This is a genomic window from Aliiroseovarius sp., from assembly GCF_030148435.1.
GTDB lineage: Bacteria > Pseudomonadota > Alphaproteobacteria > Rhodobacterales > Rhodobacteraceae > JASBTN01.
Genome location: NZ_JASBTN010000055.1, coordinates 1 through 20,545 on the forward strand (window position 1 = coordinate 1; position 20,545 = coordinate 20,545).

Below are 20,545 nucleotides of genomic sequence, written 5' to 3' on the forward strand. Positions count from 1 at the left end.
GGCAAGCCCGGTGCGCCCCGGAGACTACCTTGAATTCTTTGCGGAAATCGATCTGCTGGGGGGGCTGTCCGCCTGTCCGGGCGGGGATTGCGGGTCGGAACACAGCTCCGACACCGCGGCCTGTCATCCGCTGCTGGTCGAGGTATTCAAACCCGCCCGCGCGCCCGAAGGCTGGGCCCCGGCCGGGCGCAATCTTTATGATCGCAGCCACGGGCGGGGCTGAGGCGCACGATCAGCAGTAACGCTCGATCCCGACGATCTGCGCGTCCGAATAGCGGTCGCCATGGGCCCAGCCGGGCGGCATGATCCGGTCGATCTCGGCGCGGTCCTGATCGGTGAACTCGATCTCCGAGGCCCCGGCCCACTCACGCAGATGCGTGGCGGTGCGGGTGGCCGGGATCGGCACAAGGTGGTCGCCCTGGTCCAGCACCCAGGCCAGTGCGGCGGCGGGCACGGACCAGTTCTTCGCCCGGCAGAACTCGCGGAAGCGCTGGATCACCGCCTGATTGGCCGAGAGGTTCGGCTCCACAAAACGCGGGTTGGCGTGCAGGAAAGGCAGGGCCTCAGCGCGGCCGTTCGGCATGGGCGTGTCGGAAAAGATGCCCCGCCCCAGCGGTGAAAACGGCACGAATGTCGTGCCAAGTTCCTTGCAGGCACGGATCAGCCCCAGGTCGGGCTGGCGGGTCCAGAGTGAATACTCATTCTGCACTGCCATCACCGGGGCCACGCTTGCGGCGCGGCGCAGGCTGTTGGGTGCGATCTCGGAATAGCCGAAGCCGCCGATCAGCCCCTCCTGGCGAAAACCCTCCAGGGTCTCCGTCACCTCTTCGATCGGGATCGACCAGTCGCGGCGATGCACATAATAAAGCGCCACGCGGTCCACGCCCAGCCGGGTCAGCGAGCCTTCCAGGGCACGGCGCAGGTGCGGTTCGGAATTGTTGTTTTCCCCCCGCGCGCCGCCCAGGACGATGCCGCCCTTGGTGGCGATCTGAAACCGGTGGCCGCGATCGGCCATCCAGTCGCCGATGATCTGCTCGGACAGCCCCTTGCCGTATAGCTCGGCGGTGTCGAGGAAGGTAATCCCGGCCTCACGCGCTGCGTCCAGCGTGGCTAAGCTCTCTTCCCGCGTGGTCTTGCCGTAGAACCCCGCGAAGCTCATGCAGCCAAGCGCAATGGCAGAAACCTCGGGGCCGTTCCGCCCCAACCGCCGCATCATCATGCGAAGGCCGCTTCCAGGGCAATCTCGACCATGTCGCCAAAGCTCTTCTCGCGCTGGTCGGCAGGCAGCGCCTCGCCGGTCTGCAGGTGGTCCGACACGGTCATGACCCCCAGCGCACGAACGCCGTGGCGCGCGGCAAGTGTATAAAGCTCGGCCGCCTCCATCTCGACCCCCAGCACGCCGTGGCGGGTCATCTGGTCGGTCAGGTCGGATCGTTCGTCATAAAACGTGTCCGAGGAATAGATCCCGCCCACATGTACGCCACAGTCACGGCTGCGCGCGGCCGCGACGGCGGCCTCCAGCAAGCCATAATCGGCGCAGGGAGAAAAATTCAGCTCGCGAAAGAGGGTGGAAGACGGGGTGCCCACCGTGGTGCAGGTCATGGCGATGACCACGTCGCGCACCTTTACATGCGGTTGCATCCCCCCGCACGATCCAATGCGAATAAGCGTCTTGGCGCCGTATTCGCGGATCAATTCATTGGCATAGATCGACAGCGACGGCATGCCCATGCCCGAGCCCTGCACAGTGACCCGGTTGCCCTTCCACGCGCCGGTAAAGCCCAGCATGCCGCGCACCTCGTTGATGCATTCGGCGCCTTCCAGGAAATTCTCGGCCACCCATTTCGCGCGATAGGGGTCGCCGGGCATGAGGACGGTTTCGGCGATCTGGCCGGATTCGGCCCCGATATGAACGGTCATGAGATACTCCTGTGTTTGGGGTGACTATAGCGCTGAGGCTGGCAGGGGAAAGGGGGTCAGCCGCGCCCGATATAGGGCATTTTCGTCGCAATGACGGTCATGAACTGCACGTTGGCCTCGGCGGGCAGGCGGGCCATGTGCAGGACAGATCGCGCCACATCCTCGACCGCCATGGTGGGCGGTGGCGTCTCGCCGCGCGCGACAGCCTCGTGCACGATACCGCTGAGCAGATCCGTGCGCGCATTGCCGATGTCGATCTGCCCGCACGCGATGTCGAAGGGGCGCCCGTCCAGGCTCAGCTGGCGTGTGAGCCCGGTAATGCCGTGTTTTGTCACGGTGTAGGTCACGGCCCCCTCGCGGGGCACATGGGCGGAAATCGACCCGTTGTTGATGATCCGCCCACCTTGCGGGGATTGCTGGCGCATCCGGGCAAAGGCGGCGCGGGCACAGAGGAACATGCCGGTCAGGTTCACATCCACCGCGCGGCGCCAGTCGTCCAACGTGACCTCGTCGATGGTGCCGGCGGGGGTAAACAGCCCCGCGTTGTTGAACAGCACATCAAGCCGCCCGGTGGCGCCCCGGAACCGGTCAAATGCCGCGTCGACGGCGGCCGGGTCGGTCACATCCGCCTCCAGCACCACCGCATTGGCGCGACCCGCCGCCACTTCCTCAAGCTTGTCGCCCCGTCGTGCCAGCAGGCCGACCGTCCAACCTTCGGCCAGGAACAGTTCGGCGCAGGCGCGGCCAATGCCGCCAGAGGCGCCGGTGATCAGGATGCTGGCCGCCGCTTTATCCATCGTCCTGTGTCTCCAGCTGCAACGGCGCGGCCGGCGCCGACAGGTCCGAGGTGCCCAAAGCTTCGGTCGGGCGGGCCAGCGCATAGCGGGTACACCAATGCAGCCGTGTTTCGGCCCGGGTGATCGCCACATAGGTCAGGCGCTTCCACAGCGGCAGTCCCGCCTCCATCCGTCCGGCGCGGGAGGCGGCGTAGATATCGGGCGCAAAGAGCTGCACCTCCGGCCATTGGCTGCCCTGCGCCTTGTGGATCGTCACCGCCGCCCCGTGCAGAAAGGCCGCGCCCATGCGGGCAGCGAAGGGAATGAAGGGTTCTTCCTCGTCCGGCAGTTCGATCTTGATGATCGAGGCGGCCGAGACCTGCGGGTCTTCCGCACCAAAGACATAAAGCCGCGAAAACCCCGGCTTGCGCCCCGGGCCAAGGTAGACACATTGCGCGCCCTTGATCAGCCCGCGGGCCTCCAGGTCGATCCGTTTCTTGCGGTGTTTCGCAGGCAGCTCGATCCCGTCGCAGATCAGCGGCTCACCGGGCAGAAGCGCGGTGTCGGGCGCATCGAAAGCACTGCGAAAAGCGCGGATCAGTCGCACCCGGGTCTTGTTGCGCCAGACCAGCACGGGGCTGCGCGCCATCAGGTCGGCGCTCACCCGTGGGGCGACGACCACGCGGTCATCGCGCCGGGCGGCATCAACGATCATCTGTTCGAAGTGCTCGAACCCCAGCTGCGGATCGGCCAGCGCATGGGCCAGATCCAGGATCGGGTTGTCATCCGCCTGGCGGTGAATGCGGCTGAGCTCGATCTTGCGTTTCTCGTCGAACTTGTCGAACACCATCTCGCCGGACTGCCCTACCGGGGCCAGCTGGGCCGGGTCGCCGAACAGGATCAGGGTCGGGAAGATTTCGCGCAGGTCGTCGAACTGCTTTTCGTCCAGCATCGAGCTTTCGTCGACAAAGCCGATGTCAAGGGGATCGTCGCGCCGTTTCCACCCGGTGATGAAATCCGAGCCCCGCAGACCGGCGGCGGCCAGCGCGCCGGGGATCGACTTGTTGGCCTGGTAAAAGGCCAGCGCCCGGTCCAGCGCCTCGTCGGTCAGCCCCTCGATCTCGGGCCGTTCGCCATTGCCGGCGAGCCATTCGGCGATTTTTTCATATTCCGGGTCATAGACGGGCGTGTAGAGGATGCGGTGGATCGTGGTGGCGGGCACGCCGCGGGAGCGCAGGACGGACGCGGCCTTGTTGGTAGGCGCCAGAATGGCCAGCGTGCGCCGATCACGCCTGCGCCTGCCCTCCCAATCGCCGGACACGACATCGACCCCGGAGTCTTCAAGGGCCTTGTAGAGTGCGGCCAGCAACATGGTCTTGCCGGACCCCGCCTTCCCGGTGACGGCAAAGACCTGGGATTTTCCGTCCGACATGGGAGTCAGCAGGCTGTCGTCCAGGTCGACACCGGCCGCGCGCAACAAATCCGCCACGCGGTCATGGGCTTCGGCCTGGTCGTCGGAGAAGGTCAATTCGGGCAGGGACATGGCGCGACCCTACCCCGGAGGGAAGCGAAGCGCCAGCGGTGAGACGGGGTCGTTTTCTTCGAAGGAACCGGACCGGAATTCTTGAAATTTTCCGCCCCCTGAGCCAGCCTCAGGCGCTTTCAGCCAGACCGCCATCCAGTGAGTTGGCGCGTCCGGACATGGAATAGCGCAGCCAGCCTCTGGACACGGCGCGGGTGATGCCGACGCGTGTCAGGGTCGGCGCGAAGGCCGCTTTGTTCATCGCCCAGAGGCCGACGCCGACGCGGTCCCTGCCTTCGCCATTGGTGCCGATCACCTCCGGTTCCAACCCCATCAGCCGATAGATACGCTCCATCCGCGGGTCGAAAACGCCGACGAAGTGCTCCAGATGATAGGCCTCCATCAATTCGCCCGCCCCCAGGGCCAGCGCGGCCGAGACACGACGATCGGCGCCCGGCGACAGGCAGAAACGGGTGCATTCCCAGATCAGCGGGCTTTCGATGCGCACCCCGCCCGTCAGATGTCCGAAATGGTCGTTCACCATCGTATCGCCCATCGTGGGCAGGAACCGCATCGAGCCGCCGTGGCCCCCACGCGCGTCCTCCCAGATCACATAGAGCGGGTTCAGACCGTCATACACATCGCGCTCTTCCCCGGCTGCGTTGACCTGCACCGCCCAGCCCAGCCGTTTCTTGAACTGTTCGGCCCGGTCGCGAAACATCGTGTCACGCAGGCGGGGGAAACGGTGCAGATCGTCAGCGTAGATATAGCGCAGCATGGGGGTGCTCCTTCGTCCGGTGTGCTGCGAACAAAGGTGAACAAGAATGGTTAACAGCCTGCGAAGCCGGCGTTCGTGATTTGGCGGACCCCCTCGGGCGTCAGACGATAATGACGCCCGAGGATAGCGCGCGGGCCACCGCGTGGGTGGTGTTGAGCGCGCCGAGCTTGTGCCGCGCGGCCTCGATATAGACCCGGAGCGTGTGCTCGCTGATACCCAGTTCCACGGCCGCCTGTGCCCGGTTCATACCCTTGGCCAGGCACGACATCGCGGCCAGCTCCCTGGGGGACAGGGTAGGGGCGGCCAACCCTTCGCCCCCCTGCTCGAATTCAAGGGCTTTCTTGTTGAATTCATGGGCGAAAACCATCAAATCCCGCCCGCTTCCCCCGATGAAGGTTTCCCATTGCGCATCGTCGCACTCGGTGTTGGTGGTAAACACCGCGAACTGGCCCTGCGGTCCCCGGATCGGGATCGAATAGCCCTGGTTGCCCAAGCCGAAATCCAGGGCGTCCCGCAACATTGCCTTGGCCGCTTTCGAGGACCAGTCCAGCTCCTTCCAGTTCACCGGGGTGAAGCGTTGGAAACAGCCCAGCAGCACGGGATCCATGCTGAGGTAATTTTTCTCCAGGTAGTTGTCGACCCACTCCGGAGCGTAGGTTCCCGCGCCGAATCGCTCCCCTACGGAGTTTACCCAGTGGTAAACAATGTGACGGACGCCGAAGTGATCGCGCAGGGCTTCGGTGGACGCCTGAAGCCCTTCAAGCGTGGTTGCGTCCTGCAAGGACGACAGGAGGGTTTCCAATCTGGCCTTCATGCCCGAGCGTGTTCTCCGCCTTTCCGCCCGCTTGGCTCGCCAGCTCGGCCAGAATCACCAGACGTGCGTCGTCCAGCACGTCCGCAGACGCCTCCAGTCCGTTTCTTTCGGCAAATGCCCTCAGGTCGGTAAGAACATCAATGATCCAATCGTTCGACATGTAAAGCCTCGCCGTGGTTGTTTCGGGTATTCAACCATGACATGCGTTGCTTTTTGGTGAAATTCGCGAGTTGTGCCCCCCCATTTATGGGGAGGATGCGATTTTTAACCTTACGAAATCATTCAATTCCACGGATATGACTTGCGAAATAGCCGGGGCAGGAAAGTGATTCGCAAAATCGAATCAAGACGGCGTATCTACCACAGGTAGAGTTGACTGACTCGACAAAGAAAAACCCCCGGGTCTCCCCGGGGGTTCGATCCATTGGCTCTGGCCGGGTTCAGCGCGCGTCCAGCGCGTCCTCCAGCGTGCGCAGGCCAGTCTTCGGCGCCTGCACCAGCACCGCCATGTTGCCCGGCTTGTGCTCGTTGTTCATCATCTTCATATGCGCGTCGGGGATCTCGTTCCAGGGGAAGACCTCCGACATGCAGGGGTCCAGGCGACGCTCGACCATCAGCTGGTTGGCGGCGGCGGCCTGTTTCAGGTGGGCAAAGTGCGAGCCCTGCAGGCGCTTCTGGTGCATCCACATGTAGCGCACGTCGAAGGTGCAGTTGAAGCCCGAGGTGCCGGCGCAGATCACCACCATGCCGCCCTTTTTCACCACCAGCGAGCTGACCGGGAAGGTCGCTTCGCCCGGGTGTTCGAACACCATGTCGACATTCACGCCCTTGCCGGTGATGTCCCAGATCGCCTTGCCGAACTTGCGGGCTTCCTTCAGCCAGGTGTTGTATTCCGGGCTGTTGACCGTGGGCAGTTGGCCCCAGCAGTTGAAGTCCTTGCGGTTGATCACGCCCTTGGCGCCCTGCGCCATGACGAAGTCACGCTTGCTTTCGTCCGAAATCACGCCGATCGCATTCGCGCCCACCGTGTTGGCCAGTTGGATCGCATAGGAGCCCAGACCGCCCGAGGCGCCCCAGACCAGGACGTTCTGACCCGGCTTCAGCTCGTGCGGGTGGTGGCCGAACAGCATGCGGTAGGCGGTGGCCAGCGTCAGGGTGTAACATGCGCTTTCTTCCCAGGTCAGGTGCTTGGGGCGGCGCATCAGTTGCTGCGCCTGGGCGCGGGCGAATTGCGCGAAGGAGCCGTCGCCGGTCTCGTAGCCCCAGATGCGCTGGGTCGGGGACAGCATCGGGTCGCCGCCGTTGCATTCCTCGTCGTCGCCGTCGTCCTGGTTGCAGTGGATCACGACCTCGTCGCCCACTTTCCAGGTCTTGACCTTGTCACCGACGGCCCAGACGATGCCCGAGGCATCCGAACCGGCGATATGATAGTCCTGACCGTGCACGTCGAACGGGCTGATCGGGATGCCGCGACCGGCCCAGACGCCGTTGTAGTTGACACCGGCGGCCATCACCAGCACCAGCACTTCGTGGCTGTCGATTTCCCAGGTGTCCACGACTTCCTGCTGGAACGACTGGATCGGGTCGCCATGGCGTTCGCGACGGATTGCCCACGAATACATTTTCTTGGGCACATAACCCATCGGGGGCATTTCGCCGATTTCGTAGAGGTCTTTTTCGGGGGCGTCGTATTGAGCGATGCCGCTTTCGGTATCCAGAGCCATGCGGGCCTCCTGTTTCTGATTCCATTTGCCGCAATGCAGAATTGCGGCTGCTAGTGCAGCATTACGGATGGCTCCGCAAGAATGCAACACCAATTGAGACTTTTTTGTAATTTTATGTCGTGCCGAAACGTGACGTCAACTTCGGCGGGCATGGAGCGACTGCAGCATGCGGCCATCTGAGGCGTCAGCCGTCTTCCTCCAGCGCCGCGATCTCCCGCATCTCGATCTTGCCGGTAAGATGGGCAATCGAATTGGCGTAGAAGCCCAGCACAGGCCGGTCTTGCGGGTTCACGGTGAACCGGTCGCCCTCTTCGACGATCAGCTTGCGCAGGAGCAGCAGGCGCAACCCGACCTCGACCGCATAGTCAAGGTCGTCGCGCGGCATGTGGATATGCACGTCGCGGGTTTCCATGTCGCGGGTCAGCGCCTTGAAACGGGTGGTAATCTCGGCCCGGCTCAAACTGTCCTTCTCCAGCAGGATCGCGGCGACCAGCGGCACCGGCAGCACCGGCACCACCTTGCGGATCCGTCGCATGACCTCCTGCGCCAGCGGTTTGGTCAGCGCTTCGCCCCTTGCGGGGTGTTGTTGGGCAAATTCGGTCAGCGACAGCGGCGTGCCGAAACTGACCGAGGCATAGCCGAAGCGGTGGAACCGTCCCGTCATCCGTTGCCACAGATGCATCGAGACATGGCGAATCACGTATTTCCAGCGCAGCTTGAACTTGCGATGCCCGCCAATGTCCGCGGCCACCAGCACCCGGTCTTCAAGCACCCTGTCATAGTTCATGGCCACCGGGATAAAGACCACGTCGCGGCTTTCCCCGGGCACGAACCCCTCGGTGATATAGGAGAGCAGCCCAAGCTTCGGTGTCCCGACCTCGCCATTCAGGCTCAGCCCGCCTTCGGGAAATATCGCCTGGGTCACGCCACCGTCCGTCGCCATCTGTACATAGCGTGCCAGAACCTTGCGATAGAGCGCGTTGCGCGAGCGGCGGCGGATGAAATAGGCGCCCATCGAACGGATCAGCGCGCGCAAGGGCCAGACCCGGGCCCATTCCCCGACCGCATAGGACAGGTGGCTGCGTTCGGCGGCCAGCCAGGTCACAAGCACGTAATCCATGTTCGATCGGTGGTTCATTACAAAAACCACAGTGGCCTTCTGGTCCACCGCTTCCAGGTGGGCCTCGTCGAAGGCGCCCAGACGCACACGGTAGAAACCGCGGCTGATCCATTTCGCAAGCCGGATGGCGAAGGCAAAATAGGCAAAGGCGGAAAAGCGCGGCACGATCTCGCGCGCATAGCGCTGCACCCGTTCGAAGGCGACCTGCTCGGGCTCGCCTGTGTCTGCGCAATGCTCGGCGATGGCCTTGGCGACCTCCGGGTCATAGCTCAACCGCTGCACCGTATCAAAGCGCCGCACCAGTTTGAACGGCTCGATCGGGCGCGTCAGCCGATCATTCAGCTGCGCCACCGCGCGTTCCAGCCGCCGGCGGAAGAACCAGCGCACCGAGGGGAACAGGAAATGCGAGGCGAAAGTCACCGTGGCGAAAGCCAGGATCAGCACCAGGAGCCAAAGGGGCAGTTCCACCGAACGAGTCATTGCGTCAGCGTCTCAGGATCGGCGGGGAAGGTAAAGCGCTCGAAACCTCGGGTGACGTTTTCCGGCAGCTGCTGCGGCAGTTTGGCCAGAGCATGCCCCTGGCCCTTGCCTCCCGCGCGAAACCCGCCGTTACGTAGCGCAATTTTCTGACGCGTAATTTCCGGCTTGCGTAATAATCTTGCGTCTGCATAAATGCTGCAGCGCAACATGAACCGTGAGTCGAGACCATGACAAGCCCCCAGACCCCTTCGGCAAAATCCCGCCCCTGGCTTTTCCGCACCTACGCCGGCCATTCGACCGCCAAGGCCTCGAATGCGCTCTACCGCACCAACCTGGCCAAGGGCCAGACCGGCCTGTCCGTCGCTTTCGACCTGCCGACCCAGACCGGCTATGACAGCGACCACAAGCTGTCGCGCGGCGAAGTGGGCAAGGTCGGCGTGCCGCTGGCCCATCTGGGCGACATGCGCGCCCTGTTCGCGGATATCCCGCTGGAGCAGATGAATACCTCGATGACGATCAATGCGACCGCACCATGGCTGCTGGCGCTTTACATTGCAGCGGCCGAGGAGCAGGGCGCGGATGTGTCCAAGCTGCAGGGCACGGTGCAGAACGACATCATCAAGGAATACCTGTCGCGCGGGACCTACGTGTGCCCGCCGAAGCCCAGCCTGCGCATGATCACGGATGTCGCCGCCTATACGCGTGAACACCTGCCGAAATGGAACCCGATGAACGTCTGTTCCTACCACCTGCAGGAGGCGGGCGCGACGCCGGAAGAAGAGCTGGCCTTCGCGCTGGCCACGGCCATTGCCGTGCTGGACGACCTGAAAACCAAAGTGCCCGCCGAGGCCTTCCCGGCCATGGTCGGGCGTATCTCGTTCTTTGTGAACGCGGGCATCCGTTTCGTCACCGAGATGTGCAAGATGCGCGCCTTTGTCGAGCTGTGGGACGAGATCACCCGCGAACGCTATGGTGTCGAGGATCCCAAGTTCCGCCGCTTCCGCTACGGTGTGCAGGTGAACTCGCTGGGTCTGACCGAGCAGCAGCCGGAGAACAACGTTTACCGTATCCTGATCGAAATGCTGGCCGTCACCCTGTCCAAGAACGCCCGCGCCCGCGCGGTGCAACTGCCGGCATGGAACGAGGCGCTGGGCCTGCCGCGTCCCTGGGACCAGCAGTGGTCGCTGCGCATGCAACAGATCATGGCTTACGAGACCGACCTGCTGGAATATGACGATCTGTTCGACAACAACCCCGCCGTTGAACGCAAGGTGGGCGAACTGAAGGACGGCGCCCGCGCGGAACTGGCCCAGATCGACGCCATGGGCGGCGCGATTTCGGCCATCGAATACATGAAATCGCGGCTGGTGGATTCGAATGCCGAACGCATCGGCAAGATCGAGGGTGGCGAGACCACAGTCGTCGGCGTCAACAAGTGGACCGAGGCCGCCGAAAGCCCGCTGACCGCCGGGGACGGCGCCATCATGGTGGCGGATGCCGAGGCCGAGGCGGATCAGATCGCCCGTCTGGAGGCCTGGCGTGCCGAGCGCGATCAGGCGGCCGTGGACGCCGCCCTGACCGACCTGCGCGCGGCTGCCAAGGACGGCACCAACATCATGCCCGCCTCGATCGCCGCCGCGAAGGCCGGCGTCACCACCGGCGAATGGGGCGAGGTCATGCGCCAGACTTTCGGCCAGTATCGCGCGCCGACCGGCGTGTCCAAGAACCCCTCGAACCGCACCGAAGGGCTGGACGAGATCCGCGCCCGTGTCGATGCCGTGTCCGACGCGCTGGGCCGTCGTTTGAAATTCGTGGTCGGCAAGCCCGGGCTCGACGGCCATTCCAACGGTGCCGAACAGATCGCCGCGCGGGCGCGTGACTGCGGCATGGACATCACCTACGAGGGAATTCGCCTGACGCCTGAGGAGCTGGTTGCCTCCGCGATCGAGACCGAGGCGCATGTGGTCGGCCTGTCGATCCTGTCGGGCTCGCATATCCCGCTTCTGGAAGAGCTCATGGAGCGCATGCGCACCGCCGGTCTGGGCCATGTGCCGGTCATCGCCGGGGGCATCATCCCCGACGAGGACGCCGAGCGCCTGCGCGCCATGGGGGTCGCCAAGGTCTATACGCCGAAGGATTTCGAGCTGAACGTGATCATGGAGGACATCGTGACGCTGGTGGACCCCAAGGCGGTCGCCGCGGAATAAGGTTTCTCCGGGAACAGCGCGGGGCGCGTGCCGGAAGGTGCGTGCCCCTTGTCGTTTGTTCATGTCGAGGGGAACGAAAGATGGGGCGGTAGCCCCGCCTCAGCTTCTCAGTAGCATCCGGAACGCCGTCGAAGCGCCCCAGCCTGCGGCAATGGCGATGAACAGCGACAACAGGCCATAGACCAACGGTTGCTCGTGGGCGAGGTTGAACACCCAGCGCTCCAACCCGACCTTCTGCACGTTGATGACGGTTTCATATTGCGAGGCGACATACCCGCCGCGCGTCAGGTAGATGCGGGTGCGATATTCGCCTTCGGTCAGGTTTGCAGGCAGCGCGATGCGCGTGTTGAACAGGGTATCCTCGACCAGCTCCACCGCGCCTTCCTGCAGATTGTACAGCCCCGCCTCGGTCCGGATCCGCACCACCGCATCGGCAAAGTCGCGCGGGTTCACGGTTTCCGTGGCCTCGCCGACCAGCCGGATCGCCTGCGGGATCGTTATGTCGTGGCGCAGGTCGTCGATCTGCGAAATCGACTCGCGCAACGAGGCGGAGGTGGCCACCGCATAGAAGCTCGGCGCCTGGTCCACCACCACCGCGTCGGTGTTGACCCAGATGCCGTAGCGTTTGGCCTTGCGGCGCACTGTGATCGGCCCGGACGGGCCCTCGACCACCACCACCACGCGCAACGGATCGCCTTCGGGCGGCGGGGCGTCGCGTTTCACCGCGCCGAAGATCAGGATTTCCGATCCCACGAAGGTCGCCGTGATCGACACCCGGTTCTGGCTCAGCCCCGCAACCACCACTTCTGCCTTTGCAGGCAGCGCAATCAGCGTCAGGAGGGCAAGACAGACGCGCAGCATCAGTGCTCCCCTCCCGGGCCCAACTCATAGAGTTCCGAAGGCATGATCAGCAGGTCCAGCGCCAGCTTGCCGCAGACCGCCAGAACCATCACCGCCAGCAGGATGCGCAGCTGTTCAGCCTTCAGTTTGACGCCGATCCGCGCGCCGATCTGCGCGCCGATGACACCGCCGATCAGCAAGAGCACCGCCAGCCCCATGTCCACGGTGAAGTTGGTCGTGGCATGCAGGAGCGTGGTAAAGGCGGTGACGAAGATGATCTGAAACAGCGAGGTTCCCACCACCACCTTGGTCGGCATGCCCAGCAGATAGATCATGGCAGGCACCATGATGAAGCCGCCACCGACACCCATGATCGCAGCCAGGATGCCCACCAGCACCCCCACCAGCACCGGTGGAATGACCGAGATGTACAATCCGCTGGTGCGGAACTTCATCTTGAACGGCAGGTTGTGCACCCAGAAATGCTTGCGCCGCGTCGACGTCACGGCACCGCCGCGCGTTTTCATGATCGCGCGCAGGCTTTCAAAGAACATCAGCCCGCCGATGATGCCCAGGAAGACGACATAGGAGAGTTTTACCAGCAGATCGACCTGCCCCATGGCCTTGAGCGTGTTGAACAGCTGCACACCCAGGGCCGCGCCGATGAGGCCACCCACCAGCAGCACCGTGCCCATTCTCAGGTCCACGGTCTTTCGCTTGAGATGCGCCAGGACGCCGGAAAAGGACGAGGCGACGATCTGGTTCGCCTCGGTCGCCACGGCCACCGCGGGCGGGATGCCGATGAAGAACAGAAGCGGCGTCATCAGGAACCCGCCACCCACGCCGAACATGCCCGACAAGATGCCCACAATCCCGCCCAGACCGAGTAGAAGAAAGGCGTTTACCGAAACTTCGGCAATGGGCAGATAAATTTGCATGGGACGCGGGTGTTCAGCTGTCGGTATTTGTTGGTCGGGGCGTAGATCGCCCCGTTCCCGGAACCTTGCGACAGATTGCCCGCCTAGTCACGCGTTAAGTAGCGCCGGACCAGTTTTTCCAGCTTTTTGGCTCCAACTGGCGCCATCGCCTTGGTGTGCTCGTGGCTGATGCGCTCGTCCGACATGCCCGCGGCCATGTTGGTAATGGTCGAAATGGCCGCGACCCGCAGATCCAGGAAGCGAGCCAGGATGACTTCGGGCACGGTGGACATGCCGACCGCATCCGCGCCCAGGGTGCGGATCGCGCGGATCTCGGCCGGGGTCTCGAACGACGGGCCGGAATACCAGGCATAGATGCCTTCGGGCAGTGCGATGCCCTCCTCGTCGGCGATCCCGGACAGGGCCGCACGCATGGAGCTGTCATAGGCATGGGTCATGGGCACGAACCGCGCATCCGTCGGCTCGCCAATCAGCGGGTTCAGCCCCGAGAAGTTGATATGGTCCGACAGCAGCATCAGATCGCCAGGGCCAATGTCCGACCGCATGGAGCCCGCCGCGTTTGTCAGGATCAGGCGGGTCCCGCCAAGCGCTTTCAGCACCTCAAGCGGCAGGCGCATCGCATCCGCCTGGCCCTGTTCGTAATAATGCGCCCGCCCGCCAAAGACGGCGACGCGGGTGCCTTCCAGCTGGCCGATCACCAGCTTCGGGTTGTGGCCGGACACCGCTGACCCCGGAAACCCGGGCAGATCGCCATAGGGGATCGCCACGCCCTCCACGGCGTCCGCCAGATGGCCGAGACCTGAGCCCAGCACCAGACCGACCCTGACCGGATCCCCCCCCGCACGGGCGCGGATGAGGGTGGCCAGATCCTCAGCGTTCCTTGACATAGGGCTGGCCTCCGGCCTTGGGCGGGGTCGGCTTGCCGATGAAACCCGCCAGGATTACCACGGTCAGGATGTAGGGCAGGGCCTCCATCAGTTGCACGGGAATGGTCACGCCACCCAGATCCAGGCTCTGGTAGCGGTTGGCGATGGCCTGCAACAGACCGAACAGGAAGGTCGCCCCCAGCGCGTGCCAGGGCCGCCAGTTGGCAAAGATCAGCGCGGCCAGTGCGATATAGCCGCGCCCGCCTGACATCTCCTTGACGAACCCGGCGCCCAGACCGGTGGCCATATAGGCCCCCGCCATGCCGCACAGCAGCCCGGCAATCACCATCGCCGCATAGCGCAGCTTGATGACCGAGACGCCGGACGTGTCAACCGCGCCGGGGTTTTCCCCCACGGCACGCAGGCGCAAGCCGAAGCGGGTGCGGTTGAGCACCCACCAGGCGGTCGGCACCATGGCAATCGCCACATAGACCAGGATCGTGTGACCGGACAGAAGCTCGCTATAGAACTGCTGCACCGGGCCGGCCTGGGCAATCGCCTCGTTCAACTTCATTCCGGCCGCTTCCGCGCTTTCCTTGGTCCAGGAGAAGGGCAGTTCGACCGCGCCAAACCGCGCCTCGTCCTGCAGCGACGGGGTGCGCCCGCCCAGCGCAAACCAGGCCGAGCCGATCAGGATCGTGATGCCCGACGCAAAGTAGTTCAGCGCCACGCCCGAGATCAGCTGGTTGCCCCGGAATGTGATCGAGGCCACCCCATGCATGAGCGAGAAGCTCAGCGAGCTTGCCAGACCGGCCAGGAGCCCCAGCCAGACCGAGCCGAAGGCCGCGGCAACCCCGGCAGAGAAGAAGGCCGAGACCAGGATCTTGCCCTCAAGCCCGATGTCGAAAATGCCCGCGCGTTCGGAAAACAGCCCGGCCAGACAGGCGAACAGCAAGGGCGTCGCCAGGCGCATGCCGCTGTCGGTGATTTGCAGAATGGTCAGGAAGTCCATCAGCGCTCTCCCCGTTTCGCGGCCCGGATAAAGGCGCGTTCCACCGGCCAGCGCACCATGTTGTCCATCGCGCCGGTCAGCATGATGACGAAGGCCTGGATCACCGTGACCAGTTCGCGCGGGATGTTCATCCACAAGGCCAGTTCCCCGCCGCCCTGGGCCAGAAAGCCGAACAGGAAGGCCGCCAGCAACACGCCGAACGGGTGGTTGCGCCCCATCAGCGCCACCGCGATGCCGACGAACCCGGCACCCTCGGCCGAGTTCAGAATCAGCTGTTCGGCCTGTCCCATGGTGTTGTTGATCGACATCATGCCGCTGATCGCGCCCGAAATCAGCATCGCGATCATGGTGATCTTGACCGGCGAAATCCCGGCATAGACGGACGCCTGCGGGCTCTTGCCGAAGGCGCGGATCTCGAACCCCAGGCGCGAGCGCCACATCAGGAAATAGACCGCCACACAGGCGATGAGCGCGATGAAGAAGCTCACATTCACCGGCGCGCCGCGAAAGACCACGTTGTCGGCGGTCGAGAACATGTCCTGGAAGGTCGGCAAGTGGGTGGTTTCAGGGAAGGATGCCGTGGCCGGGTTCATTTCACCGGGCGGGCGCAGCACGTTTACCAGAAGGTAATTGAGCAATGAGAAGGCGATGAAGTTGAACATGATCGTGGTGATCACGATGTGGCTGCCCCGCTTGGCCTGCAGCCATGCGGGGATCGCCGCCCAGGCCGCACCGAAGATCGCGCCGCCCGCCATCGCGACGATCAGCGCCAAAGTCCAGTGCGGGAAAGGAATGTAGAGACTGACCAGCGCCACCCCCAAACCGCCCAGAACGACCTGCCCCTCGCCGCCGATGTTGAACATCGCGGCCTGAAAGGCGATCGACACGGCCAGCCCGGTGAAGATGAAGTTGGTGGTGTAATAAAGCGTGTAGCCCCAGCCATAGGTCGAGCCCAGGGCGCCCTTGACCATCAGACTCACCGCCTCCACCGGGTCCTCGCCAATGGCCAGGATCACCAGGGCAGAGAGCGCGAAGGCAATCACCAGGTTCAGGATCGGAATAAGGGCAACATCCGCCCAACGTGGCATCTTGTCCATCAGGCGGCCCCCTTTTCGCCGCTGACCCCGGCCATCAGCAGGCCAAGCTCGGTTTCGTCCGTTGCCGACGGCATGCGTTCGCCCATGATCTGCCCGTCGAACATGACCGCGATGCGGTCGGACAGAGCCAGGATCTCTTCCAGTTCCACCGACACCAGCAGGATCGCCTTGCCACGATCACGCAGGTCGATGATGCGCTGGTGCAAAAACTCGATCGCGCCGATGTCCACGCCCCGGGTGGGTTGCCCGACCAGCAGGATGTCCGGGTCGCGCTCGATCTCGCGCGCCATGACGAGTTTCTGCTGGTTGCCGCCGGAAAAGCTCTTGGCCTGCAACATCGGATCCGGCGGGCGCACGTCGAATTCGTCCATTTCCTGCTGCGCCTTGGCCAACATGCTCGCATTGTCCATCAGGAGAGTGTTCTTCTGATATTCCGGCGCATGGTGATAACCGAAGGCGAGGTTTTCCCAAGCGTGGAAATCCATGATCAGCCCCTCGTGCTGCCGGTCCTCGGGCACATGGGAAATCCCGCGTTCCCGGCGGCTCCGCCCGTCCGAATGCTTGCCGGTCAGGTCGATGCCTTCGCCCTTCACCGTCACCTCGCCGGTTGCCGTGGCGATGCCGCCCAGCACTTTCAGAAGCTCCGACTGCCCATTGCCGGACACGCCGGCAATACCCAGGATCTCGCCTGCGCGCACATTCAGGCTGATGCCCTTCAGACGCTCGACCCCGTGGCCATCGATCATGCGCAGGTTCTTCACGTCCAGCACGACCTCACCCGGCTTGGCGGGGGCCTTGTCGACGCGCAACAGAACCTTGCGTCCGACCATCAGCTCGGCCAGCGATTCAGGGTTGGTTTCGGCGGTCTTGACCGTGGCGGTCATCTGACCGCGCCGCATCACCGACACGGTGTCGGTAATCTCCATGATCTCGCGCAGCTTGTGGGTGATCAGGATGATCGTCTTGCCCTGCGCGCGCAGCCCTTCGAGGATGCGGAACAGGTGGTCGGCCTCGGCCGGGGTCAGCACGCCGGTGGGTTCGTCCAGGATCAGGATATCGGCCTGGCGATACAGCGCCTTCAGAATCTCGACACGTTGTTGCAGCCCGACGCCCAGGTCTTCAATCTTGGCATCCGGGTCGACGTGGAGTTCATATTCTTCGGCCAGCGCCTTGAGGCTCTTGCGGGCCTTGGCCAGCGAGGGGCGCAGCATCGCACCTTCCTCGACCCCCAGGATCACGTTTTCCAGCACGCTGAAATTCTGAACCAGCTTGAAATGCTGGAACACCATCCCGATACCGGCGCGAATGGCGGCCTGGCTGTCGGGGATCTGGGTCTCTTGGCCATTGATGAAGATCTGCCCCTCATCCGCCTTGTAGAACCCGTAGAGAATGGACATCAGCGTCGATTTCCCGGCGCCGTTCTCGCCGATGATCCCGTGGATCGTGCCCGGCTGCACCGAAATCGAGATGTCCTTGTTCGCCTGCACTGGCCCGAAGGCCTTGGAAATGCCGCGAAGCTCGATGGCCGGAGGCACAGCGCCGCCGCCCCCCGGGCGCTCAGGGGCAACCGGATCCGGTTGCCCCTCTTTGTTTGCCGTGGTCATGGTCGGATCAGAAGTCCAAGACCGGGCAGCTGTCGTCAGACATGTAGTCATGCACGGCGATTTCGCCCGAGATGATCTTTGCGGCAGCCGCATCCACGGCGGCCTTCATCTCGGCCGAGACCAGCGCGGCATTGTTCTCGTCCAGCGCGACGCCAACACCCTCGTGGGCCAGGTCCATCACGCGCAGGCCCGGCTCCAGGGCTTCACCCGCCGACATGGCTTCGTAGACGGCCACGTCCACGCGTTTCAGCATCGAGGTCAGCACCTTGCCCGGGAACAGGTGGTTCTGGTTCGAATCCACGCCGATCGACAACACACCCTCATCGGCGGCGGTCTGCAGCACGCCCAGACCGGTGCCCCCGGCGGCGGCATAGATCACGTCCGCACCCTGGCTGATCTGCGCCTTGGTCAGTTCGCCACCCTTCACCGGGTCATTCCACGCGGCCGGGGTGGTGCCGGTCATGTTCGAGATCACGGTGGCATCGGCGTTCACCGCCAGCACGCCCTGGGCATAGCCGCAGGCAAACTTGCGGATCAGCGGGATGTCCATGCCGCCGATGAAGCCCACGGTGTTCGACTCAGAGGCCATCGCCGCCATCATGCCGGCCAGATACGACCCTTCATGTTCGGCAAAGATGAACTTCAGCACGTTTTCCGCGTCCGACCAGCCGTCGATGGTGACGAAGGTGGTCTCCGGGTAATCCGGTGCCACGTTCGAAATCGGGGTCGACATGGCGAAACCCATGGTGATCACCGGGTTGGCGCCCGCCTCGGCAAAGCGGCGCAGGGCCTGCTCGCGCTGGGCTTCGGACTGCAGTTCGATCTCCAGGTACTTGCCGCCGGTCTCGGTCGCCCATTTTTCGGCACCGTTGTAACCGGCTTCGTTGAACGACTTGTCGAATTTGCCGCCGAGGTCGAAAATGATTGCCGGTTCGGCCAGGGCGGCTCCTGCCGTCAGGGCCACGGTGGCAGCCGCGCCAAGGAATTTCTGCATCAGGGTCATGAACTTTCTCCCGGTTTGTTAACCTTCGGGTCGTCGGGCGTTTGCCGGCGATTCCCGTGACTGTGCGAGCAGATCGCTGCACAGGATCATCCGCAAATTAGGACGCAGGGCAAGGGCCGGGTCAAGTTAAGTTTTGACCGGGGGGTCAAAAAGAGGGCGATCCCGCCAGATAGCGCAACCACAACGGGAAGTTGCCGTCAGGTCAACGATTTCCGCATCAGCACGGCATCCATGGCCGGGCCGTCCGGACGTGCGTAATACCCGGTGCGTCGCCCGGTTTCTGCCCATCCTTGCCCTCGATAGAGCGCCAGGGCGGGCAGGTTGTCGGCCGCCACCTCCAGATGGGCCAGATCCGCGCCGCGTCGTTTTGCCTCGGCCTCGAAGGCGCCCATCAGGTCGCGACCGACCCCCCGCCTGCGTGCTTCGGGGGCGGTGGCGATGGTCAGCAGCTCCACCTCGTCGAGAATGACTCGCCCCAGGGCAAAGCCCTGCGGTTGGGACACAAGAAAGACATGGGGCGAGGTCAGCAGGGCCTCGAATTCCTCCGCCGACCAGGGGCGCTGATCGGTGAAGGCGGCAATGTGCAGGGCGGCGAGCGTGTCTGGCGTCACGGCAGGATCATGGCAGGATCGTGGGCGCAGGATCGCGCGGCGGGGCGGCATCGGCGGCGCGGATATACAGGGGGACAGGGCGGGGGATCTCCTCTCCATGCGCCAGCCGCCCGGCAGTGATGCGGGCAATCGCCGGGGCGGGTTCGAACCCGCTCAAAGGCCCGACCTGCGGGATCAGCTCTTCCGCCTCCTCCGCGTCGATCAAGGCAGGCGTCCCCCCCGGCAGTTCCTGCGCATAAAGCGCGCCGCGCCGTGCATCGACCAGCGACCAGACCGGCCGCTTATGTCCGTAGGCCTGCGCCTCCAGCGAGGACACGCCCACCGCCGGAATGCCCAGCGACAGCGCCAGCCCCCGCGCGGCAGAGACCGCGATGCGAATGCCGGTAAAGTTGCCCGGCCCGACGCCCACGCCAATCGCGTCCAAATCGCCCCAGGTCACGCCGCCCTCGGCAAGCACCCGTTCCAACAGGGGAAACAGGGCCTCCCCCTGACCGCGGGCCATCGGCGTGTGGTGATGCACCACAAGGGTATCTTCCGACAGCAAAGCGGCCGCGCAATGCGCGGCCGATGTGTCGAAAGCCAGGATCAGAGGGGCGTCAGACGGCAACCGGACGCACCTCGACCACTTCGGGGATGTAGTGTTTCAGCAGGTTCTCGATGCCCATCTTCAGGGTCAGGGTCGAGGACGGGCAGCCCGCGCAGGCACCCTGCATGTGCAGGTAGACCACGCCGCGGTCAAAGCCGTGGAACGTAATGTCGCCACCGTCCTGCGCCACGGCCGGACGCACGCGGGTGTCCAGCAGCTCCTTGATCTGTTCGACGATCTCGCCATCCTCGCCGGTGTGCTCGGCGTGGGCGGGCTTTGTCGCGCCGCCTTCCATCACCGCCGCACCGGACTGGTAATGTTCCATGATCGCGCCCAGGATCGCGGGCTTGATATGGTCCCATTCGGTCGCCTCGGCCTTGGTCACGGTCACGAAATCGGTACCGAAGAAGACGCCAGTCACACCCTCGATGGCAAAGACCCTCTGGGCCAGCGGGGATTTCCCGGCCGCATCGGCAGAGGGGAAGTCGGCAGTGCCGGCTTCCAGCACGGTCTGACCCGGCAGGAACTTCAGCGTGGCGGGGTTCGGAGTGGATTCGGTCTGGATGAACATGTGGCGCACCTTTTCTGTCGGGAATTCATATGCGCTTCCTCCCGGCCGCTGTCAAGATTGGAACCATTCTAAATCT

The 20,545-nt window shown here is 64.0% G+C and carries 21 protein-coding genes and 1 pseudogene; 2 read left to right on the plus strand and 20 right to left on the minus strand.

Annotated elements, in window-relative coordinates; translation table 11 throughout:
- Positions 1-223: pseudogene (locus Q1V43_RS10060) on the plus strand (hypothetical protein); the annotation flags it as partial.
- A 9-nt stretch (positions 224-232) separates the two neighbouring features.
- On the opposite strand, the gene Q1V43_RS10065 reads toward Q1V43_RS10060, so the two are convergent.
- The 10 genes from Q1V43_RS10065 to Q1V43_RS10110 form a co-directional block, all read right to left on the minus strand.
- Positions 233-1,216 carry an aldo/keto reductase gene (locus tag Q1V43_RS10065; RefSeq protein ID WP_366146216.1) on the minus strand — a complete coding sequence of 328 codons (984 nt, stop codon included), beginning with the start codon at positions 1,214-1,216 and terminating at the stop codon, positions 233-235.
- Positions 1,216-1,920, minus strand: coding sequence for a purine-nucleoside phosphorylase (deoD, locus tag Q1V43_RS10070; protein WP_300517260.1), 705 nt, complete (start codon positions 1,918-1,920; stop codon positions 1,216-1,218). Before deoD ends, Q1V43_RS10065 begins: the two co-directional genes overlap by 1 nt.
- Positions 1,921-1,976: 56 nt before the next feature.
- Positions 1,977-2,717, minus strand: a complete 741-nt coding sequence (locus Q1V43_RS10075; protein WP_300517262.1) for an SDR family oxidoreductase — start codon at positions 2,715-2,717, stop codon at positions 1,977-1,979.
- Positions 2,710-4,239, minus strand: coding sequence for an AAA family ATPase (locus tag Q1V43_RS10080; RefSeq protein ID WP_300517264.1), 1,530 nt, complete (start codon positions 4,237-4,239; stop codon positions 2,710-2,712). The genes Q1V43_RS10075 and Q1V43_RS10080 overlap by 8 nt, the downstream gene beginning before the upstream one ends.
- Before the next feature lie 109 nt (positions 4,240-4,348).
- Positions 4,349-4,996, minus strand: a complete 648-nt coding sequence (locus Q1V43_RS10085; RefSeq protein WP_300517267.1) for an acyl-homoserine-lactone synthase — start codon at positions 4,994-4,996, stop codon at positions 4,349-4,351.
- Between the two features lie 100 nt (positions 4,997-5,096).
- A complete protein-coding gene (locus tag Q1V43_RS10090) occupies positions 5,097-5,810 on the minus strand; it encodes a LuxR family transcriptional regulator (protein ID WP_300517270.1) in 714 nt (237 codons plus the stop codon).
- Entirely contained in the window at positions 5,755-5,970 is a 216-nt protein-coding gene (locus Q1V43_RS10095; RefSeq protein WP_300517273.1) for a hypothetical protein, read from the minus strand. Before Q1V43_RS10095 ends, Q1V43_RS10090 begins: the two co-directional genes overlap by 56 nt.
- Before the next feature lie 280 nt (positions 5,971-6,250).
- A complete protein-coding gene (gene ccrA, locus Q1V43_RS10100; protein ID WP_300517276.1) occupies positions 6,251-7,534 on the minus strand; it encodes a crotonyl-CoA carboxylase/reductase in 1,284 nt (427 codons plus the stop codon).
- A gap of 184 nt (positions 7,535-7,718) precedes the next feature.
- A complete protein-coding gene (locus Q1V43_RS10105) occupies positions 7,719-9,134 on the minus strand; it encodes a 1-acyl-sn-glycerol-3-phosphate acyltransferase (RefSeq protein WP_300517279.1) in 1,416 nt (471 codons plus the stop codon).
- Positions 9,131-9,343, minus strand: a complete 213-nt coding sequence (locus tag Q1V43_RS10110) for a hypothetical protein (RefSeq protein ID WP_300517282.1) — start codon at positions 9,341-9,343, stop codon at positions 9,131-9,133. Before Q1V43_RS10110 ends, Q1V43_RS10105 begins: the two co-directional genes overlap by 4 nt.
- 18 nt (positions 9,344-9,361) lie before the next feature.
- On the opposite strand from Q1V43_RS10110, the gene Q1V43_RS10115 reads away from it, so the two are divergent.
- Positions 9,362-11,341, plus strand: a complete 1,980-nt coding sequence (locus tag Q1V43_RS10115) for a protein meaA (RefSeq protein ID WP_300517285.1) — start codon at positions 9,362-9,364, stop codon at positions 11,339-11,341.
- A 99-nt stretch (positions 11,342-11,440) separates the two neighbouring features.
- On the opposite strand, the gene Q1V43_RS10120 is transcribed toward Q1V43_RS10115, so the two are convergent.
- The 10 genes from Q1V43_RS10120 to Q1V43_RS10165 all read right to left on the minus strand — a co-directional run bounded on the left by Q1V43_RS10120 (position 11,441) and on the right by Q1V43_RS10165 (position 20,469).
- A complete protein-coding gene (locus Q1V43_RS10120) occupies positions 11,441-12,202 on the minus strand; it encodes a TIGR02186 family protein (protein ID WP_300517288.1) in 762 nt (253 codons plus the stop codon).
- Positions 12,202-13,119 (minus strand): sulfite exporter TauE/SafE family protein, encoded by a 918-nt coding sequence (locus Q1V43_RS10125; protein ID WP_300517291.1) that lies wholly within the window; start codon positions 13,117-13,119, stop codon positions 12,202-12,204. Before Q1V43_RS10125 ends, Q1V43_RS10120 begins: the two co-directional genes overlap by 1 nt.
- Before the next feature lie 83 nt (positions 13,120-13,202).
- Positions 13,203-14,006, minus strand: a complete 804-nt coding sequence (locus Q1V43_RS10130; RefSeq protein ID WP_300517294.1) for a purine-nucleoside phosphorylase — start codon at positions 14,004-14,006, stop codon at positions 13,203-13,205.
- On the minus strand, positions 13,990-14,997 hold the full coding sequence (locus Q1V43_RS10135) for an ABC transporter permease (RefSeq protein ID WP_300517297.1): 1,008 nt from the start codon (positions 14,995-14,997) through the stop codon (positions 13,990-13,992). Before Q1V43_RS10135 ends, Q1V43_RS10130 begins: the two co-directional genes overlap by 17 nt.
- Positions 14,997-16,094: an ABC transporter permease gene (locus Q1V43_RS10140; RefSeq protein WP_300517300.1), complete on the minus strand. Its 1,098-nt coding sequence runs from the start codon at positions 16,092-16,094 to the stop codon at positions 14,997-14,999. The genes Q1V43_RS10135 and Q1V43_RS10140 overlap by 1 nt, the downstream gene beginning before the upstream one ends.
- A complete protein-coding gene (locus Q1V43_RS10145; RefSeq protein ID WP_300517302.1) occupies positions 16,094-17,698 on the minus strand; it encodes an ABC transporter ATP-binding protein in 1,605 nt (534 codons plus the stop codon). The genes Q1V43_RS10140 and Q1V43_RS10145 overlap by 1 nt, the downstream gene beginning before the upstream one ends.
- A gap of 7 nt (positions 17,699-17,705) precedes the next feature.
- Entirely contained in the window at positions 17,706-18,701 is a 996-nt protein-coding gene (locus Q1V43_RS10150) for a BMP family ABC transporter substrate-binding protein (protein WP_300517304.1), read from the minus strand.
- 197 nt (positions 18,702-18,898) lie between these two features.
- Complete coding sequence (locus Q1V43_RS10155; protein WP_300517306.1) at positions 18,899-19,312, minus strand: GNAT family N-acetyltransferase; 414 nt, start codon at positions 19,310-19,312, stop codon at positions 18,899-18,901.
- Positions 19,313-19,319: 7 nt separating this feature from the next.
- Positions 19,320-19,919 (minus strand): tRNA (adenosine(37)-N6)-threonylcarbamoyltransferase complex dimerization subunit type 1 TsaB, encoded by a 600-nt coding sequence (tsaB, locus tag Q1V43_RS10160; protein ID WP_300517308.1) that lies wholly within the window; start codon positions 19,917-19,919, stop codon positions 19,320-19,322.
- The gene (locus Q1V43_RS10165) at positions 19,909-20,469 is read right to left on the minus strand and encodes a NifU family protein (RefSeq protein WP_300517312.1); all 561 of its coding nucleotides are present in this window, start codon (positions 20,467-20,469) and stop codon (positions 19,909-19,911) included. Before Q1V43_RS10165 ends, tsaB begins: the two co-directional genes overlap by 11 nt.
- Positions 20,470-20,545: the final 76 nt, after the last annotated feature.

What these genes read in the sequence shown, in the direction of transcription:
- deoD (WP_300517260.1), bottom strand. Translation starts at nt 1,920, where the DNA reads ATGACCGTTCATATCGGGGCCGAATCCGGCCAGATCGCCGAAACCGTC.
- Q1V43_RS10125 (WP_300517291.1), bottom strand. Translation starts at nt 13,119, where the DNA reads ATGCAAATTTATCTGCCCATTGCCGAAGTTTCGGTAAACGCCTTTCTT.
- Q1V43_RS10075 (WP_300517262.1), bottom strand. Translation starts at nt 2,717, where the DNA reads ATGGATAAAGCGGCGGCCAGCATCCTGATCACCGGCGCCTCTGGCGGC.
- Q1V43_RS10090 (WP_300517270.1), bottom strand. Translation starts at nt 5,810, where the DNA reads ATGAAGGCCAGATTGGAAACCCTCCTGTCGTCCTTGCAGGACGCAACC.
- Q1V43_RS10105 (WP_300517279.1), bottom strand. Translation starts at nt 9,134, where the DNA reads ATGACTCGTTCGGTGGAACTGCCCCTTTGGCTCCTGGTGCTGATCCTG.
- Q1V43_RS10140 (WP_300517300.1), bottom strand. Translation starts at nt 16,094, where the DNA reads ATGGACAAGATGCCACGTTGGGCGGATGTTGCCCTTATTCCGATCCTG.
- Q1V43_RS10145 (WP_300517302.1), bottom strand. Translation starts at nt 17,698, where the DNA reads ATGACCACGGCAAACAAAGAGGGGCAACCGGATCCGGTTGCCCCTGAG.
- Q1V43_RS10165 (WP_300517312.1), bottom strand. Translation starts at nt 20,469, where the DNA reads ATGTTCATCCAGACCGAATCCACTCCGAACCCCGCCACGCTGAAGTTC.
- Q1V43_RS10130 (WP_300517294.1), bottom strand. Translation starts at nt 14,006, where the DNA reads ATGTCAAGGAACGCTGAGGATCTGGCCACCCTCATCCGCGCCCGTGCG.
- Q1V43_RS10085 (WP_300517267.1), bottom strand. Translation starts at nt 4,996, where the DNA reads ATGCTGCGCTATATCTACGCTGACGATCTGCACCGTTTCCCCCGCCTG.
- Q1V43_RS10095 (WP_300517273.1), bottom strand. Translation starts at nt 5,970, where the DNA reads ATGTCGAACGATTGGATCATTGATGTTCTTACCGACCTGAGGGCATTT.
- ccrA (WP_300517276.1), bottom strand. Translation starts at nt 7,534, where the DNA reads ATGGCTCTGGATACCGAAAGCGGCATCGCTCAATACGACGCCCCCGAA.
- Q1V43_RS10115 (WP_300517285.1), top strand. Translation starts at nt 9,362, where the DNA reads ATGACAAGCCCCCAGACCCCTTCGGCAAAATCCCGCCCCTGGCTTTTC.
- Q1V43_RS10080 (WP_300517264.1), bottom strand. Translation starts at nt 4,239, where the DNA reads ATGTCCCTGCCCGAATTGACCTTCTCCGACGACCAGGCCGAAGCCCAT.
- Q1V43_RS10065 (WP_366146216.1), bottom strand. Translation starts at nt 1,216, where the DNA reads ATGATGCGGCGGTTGGGGCGGAACGGCCCCGAGGTTTCTGCCATTGCG.
- Q1V43_RS10135 (WP_300517297.1), bottom strand. Translation starts at nt 14,997, where the DNA reads ATGGACTTCCTGACCATTCTGCAAATCACCGACAGCGGCATGCGCCTG.
- Q1V43_RS10150 (WP_300517304.1), bottom strand. Translation starts at nt 18,701, where the DNA reads ATGACCCTGATGCAGAAATTCCTTGGCGCGGCTGCCACCGTGGCCCTG.
- Q1V43_RS10110 (WP_300517282.1), bottom strand. Translation starts at nt 9,343, where the DNA reads ATGTTGCGCTGCAGCATTTATGCAGACGCAAGATTATTACGCAAGCCG.
- Q1V43_RS10120 (WP_300517288.1), bottom strand. Translation starts at nt 12,202, where the DNA reads ATGCTGCGCGTCTGTCTTGCCCTCCTGACGCTGATTGCGCTGCCTGCA.